The organism is Calidithermus terrae (assembly GCF_003574345.1).
GTDB lineage: Bacteria > Deinococcota > Deinococci > Deinococcales > Thermaceae > Calidithermus > Calidithermus chliarophilus.
Genome location: NZ_QXDL01000295.1, coordinates 1 through 3,877, shown reverse-complemented (window position 1 = coordinate 3,877; position 3,877 = coordinate 1). Strand labels below are relative to the sequence as shown.

General features: G+C 74.0%; 3 protein-coding genes. All 3 read right to left on the bottom strand.

What is annotated here, in order from left to right; translation table 11 throughout:
- Nucleotides 1-1,037 (bottom strand): S8 family peptidase (locus Mterra_RS19565; protein WP_147372958.1); only part of this gene is annotated, 1,037 nt, incomplete at its 3' end.
- Between the two features lie 48 nt (nucleotides 1,038-1,085).
- Nucleotides 1,086-3,479 carry a tetratricopeptide repeat protein gene (locus Mterra_RS19560; protein ID WP_119316647.1) on the bottom strand — a complete coding sequence of 798 codons (2,394 nt, stop codon included), beginning with the start codon at nucleotides 3,477-3,479 and terminating at the stop codon, nucleotides 1,086-1,088.
- A 278-nt stretch (nucleotides 3,480-3,757) separates the two neighbouring features.
- A partial coding sequence (locus Mterra_RS19555; RefSeq protein WP_147372510.1) for an IS4 family transposase occupies nucleotides 3,758-3,877 on the bottom strand: 120 nt, incomplete at its 5' end.

Below are 3,877 nucleotides of genomic sequence, written 5' to 3'. Positions count from 1 at the left end.
GGGAAGTGGGGCGGGGCGCCGTGGCCCTGGGCGCCGTCGTTGCCGGCGGAGGCGGCGATGAGGGCGTTCTTCTGCAGGGCGAAGGCCAACAGCACCCGCAGGGGCTCGATGGGCTTGGGGCTGCCCAGGCTGTAGTTAAGCACCAGCGTGCGCAGGGCCCTGAGGTCGCGGCCGCCGCTCGAGACCCGCGACAAGGCCCAGCAGGTCCCCCGGATGAGGTGGCTGGCCCGGCACAGGCCCCTCTCGTCGCAGACCCGCACCGGCAAGACCCGGGCCCTGGGGGCCAGTCCGGACCTCTCGCCCGCGACCAGGGCCGCGACGGGCGTGCCGTGCAGGGCGCCGCCGTTGCCGGGGACCTCGCGGGCGTCGGGGTCGTTGCCCACGAAGTCGAAGCCGGGGAGAAGCCTCGAGCCGAAGTTGTCGAGCACCCCGTCGGTGACGCCGGTGTCGAGCACCGCCACGGTGACGCCGGCGCCCGCGCCGCCCTCGAGCCCGGGCCTCCAGCCGACGGCCTCGCGGTAGTCCGGGGGGGCCTGCGCGAGGGCGGGCGCGTCGGTCCAGCCGGAGCTGTGGCTGTCGTCAACGGCCAGCACGAAGTCGTTCTGGGCGATGCGGGCGATGGCCTCGTTGAGGCGGACGCCGTCCACTTCCAGCAGCGCGAACGCCCCCTCGCAGGGGCCGAGCTCGGCGGGCACGGCGAGGCCGTGCCCGGCAGGCGGCACCGCCTCGCACCGCCGGAGCGTCTCCGCCGCCACGGCCCCGCCGAGCGCCTCCCGCTCGACCCGCTGGTAGAGCTCGTTCGGCGCGGCCCGGCCTTCGCGGAAGGGGTTGAGCGTGCGGTGGAACTCGAGCACCCGCGCCCGGATGCCCTGCCGCTCGAGGCCGATGAGCAGCCGGGCCAGGTCGCAGGGCGTCGCCGCGGCCTTGAACAGCACCGAGACGGCCGTCTCGGGCCCTAGGTCGAGGCGGGGATAGGGCGTCTGGGCCCAGGCCACAGCCGCCAGCCATAGCAGCACCGCGATAAACCCCTTCCGCATACGCCAACCTCCTGGGAGCAAGCCGGGCGCCCGCCGTCGCGGGCCGCCTCAAGACTGCACCTTCGCCCCTGACTGCGCCCTGACCGCCCGCAGCTCCCGGCGGAAGCGCTCGGCGTAGTCGTGGTCGCCGGCCCCCTCCAGCAGCAGAACGGCCTCCTCCAGCGCCGAGGGGTTGCCGGTGAGCTGGGAGATGTTGGCGAGCACCAGCGCCAGGTTGCGCAGGTCGCCGGTCTCACGGGCCGAGGCCATGGCGCGCTCGAAGGCCTCGAGGGCGGCCTCGGGCCGCGCCTGCTTGTTGAGCACCGAGCCCAAGTTGTTCCACGCCAGCACCGCCACGTCCAGCAGCCCGGCCTCCTCGGCCCAGGTGATCGACTGCCGGTAGGCGTCCTCGGCCCGCCCCCACGCCTGCTGCCGCTCGAAGACCAGGCCTAAGTTGAGGTAGGCCCCGGCCCGCAGGCGCAGGTTGTCGCGGCTGGCCTCCAGCACCTCCTCGAAGGCCTGCTCGGCCTCCTCGCCCATCTCGAGCCGCGTGAGCGCGGCGTTGTTGAGCGCCCCGCCCCGGCGGACGGGGTCGCCCAGGCTGTAGAACAAAGCGGCGGCCCGGTTGAAGCGGTCGAGGGCCTCGTCGAACTGCTTGTTGGAGAGGAAGACCTTGCCTAAGGTGTTGTGGGCCTCGGCGCGGGCCTCGGTGCCCCCCTGCAGGGCGGCCTCGGCGGCCTCGCGGGCCTCTTCGGGACGGCCCAGGCGCCACAGCAGCACCCCCTTGAGGGCCAGCAGGTCGGGGTGCTCGGGCAGGGCTTGCAGGCTCTCCAGCGCCTCCTGGTAGCGGCCGGTGCGCTCGAGGCAGCGGGCGTACAGCAGCCGCACGCCCGGCCCCTGAGGGGCCTCCTCCAGCACCTCGGCGGCCTTCTGGGGGAAGCCGCGCCGCAGCAGCTCGCGGGCCCAGGCGGCGTAGGCCTGCCCGACCTCGGGCAGGTCTTCCGCCTCCCACAGCAGCCTCGAGCGCCGGTAGAGCGGGAAGGCCTCGAGCCCGCCGCGCTGCCGGGCCAGCCGGAGCGAGAGCGCGGCCTGGAGGGAGGGCTGGCCGTCGAGGTAGTCGAGCACCGGGCGGCGCACCCGCAGGCGGCCCGAGGGCTCGATCAGGGCGGCGGTGGCGAGCTCCTCGAGGGCTTCGGCCATGCGGGGGGCCTCCAGGCTCAGGGCCCGCCGGGTGAGCACCAGGTCGGGCTCGTCGAGGAGGGCCAGGGTCAGGAACACCTCGCGGGCCACCGGCGAGAGGATCGCCAGGCGGGCCTCCAGGGCGGTCTCGAGCGGCTCCTCGCGCAGGTAGGCCTCCACCAGCGCGGGCAAGCCCCCGGTCTGCTCGAGGGCGCCGGGGAAGTCGCGCAGGGCCTCGGCCGTGAGCGGCCCCAGCTCCAGCAGCAGGTCGGGCTCGAGGGCGGGGGGCTCGCGCGAGGCCACGATCACCGCGGGGCCCCGCCCCAGGCCGCGCAGGCGGGTCAGCAGCGCCCGGCTCTCGGGGTCGGCGCGCTCCCAGCCGTCCAGCAGCACCGGGCCCGGGTCTTGGGCGAGCCGGCGCAGCAGGGCCTCCTCGTCCTGCCCCAGGGCCCCGCGCAGCAGGGGCTCGAGCGTCGCGTAGGGCAGCCCCGGGCGCCCCGCCAGGTACCGGCCGCTGCACGCCCGCAGCAGGGCGCTCTTGCCGATCCCGCTGCCCCCCCGCACCCAGGCCCACTGGCCGGGCCCCAGGGAGCGCAGCACCGCCAGCTCGCGCTCGCGCCCCACCAGCACCCGGCGCAACTGGGCCCGTGCCTCCTCGGCCCGCTGCTCCAGCCGCAGCCCCAGATCCCCGGCCTCGCGGCGCACCTCGCCCAGCAGGAGGCTGTTGCCCGCCAGCAGGAGGGGGTACAGCCGCAGCAGGTCCTCGGGCTCGAGGGCGGGCGCCGCGCGCAGCCCGTAGGCCTGCTCGGCCAGCCTGGCGGCCTGGTCGAAGCGGCTGCGGGCCGCCTCCTGCTCGGCGAGCGCGAGGTAGGCCTGGCGCACCTGCCCGGCGACGTGCTCGCGCCGGGCGTAGACCCACTCCTCGAGCTCGGCGCTCCAGTCGGGCAGGTAGAGCCCCTCGAGGAAAGGCCCCCGGTACAGCGCGATCGCCCCGGCGTAGTCGCGGGCCTCGAGCGCCGCCTTGAGCGCGTCGAGGTCGCTGTCGAGGCGGGCCCACGCCCGCACCTCGTCGGCCTCGACCGCCCCGGGGACGCCCTTGCGCAGGCGGGTCAGGGCCACCGACAGGCTGTTGAGGGCGTCGGCGTTGTCGGGCCAGAACAGCTCGGCCAGGTGCCGCCGTTCGCTCGGGCCCTCCACCAGCAAATACGTCAGCAGCAATAGGGGTTTTAAGCGGCCGAAGTCGGAGTGCTCGAGCTCGAGTCCGCCCAGGGTGCGGAGGAGCATAGGCCCATTGTAGGCGCTCGGCCCCCGGATGCGCTCCAAGTCCTTCAGCAAAAGCTAAGGCAGCGGTCAGGCTCCGGTCATGGTGCCTTGCCATGCTGGGCCTAGCTGCCAAGCCATTCGGGAGGACACTATGCTCAAGCCTATCCGCAGACCCCAACGCCCCTATACCGTCGCCACCCGCCGCTGGAGCCGTTCCCGCTTCCCCGCACGGGTTCTATTGCTGCCGAGCAGCCTAAAGAACTAAAGCGTTGACACTCCCATGGATAAATCCCTTGTCATTACCCATAAGTCTTGATTTTACGTGCCAGACGCACACCTTCGACTAGGGTTTGCAGTCTGGCCATCCCCCTCCACAGGGTGAGCCAGCCCGGCATCCCGTCCCCCTTGCGGCCCTGGTG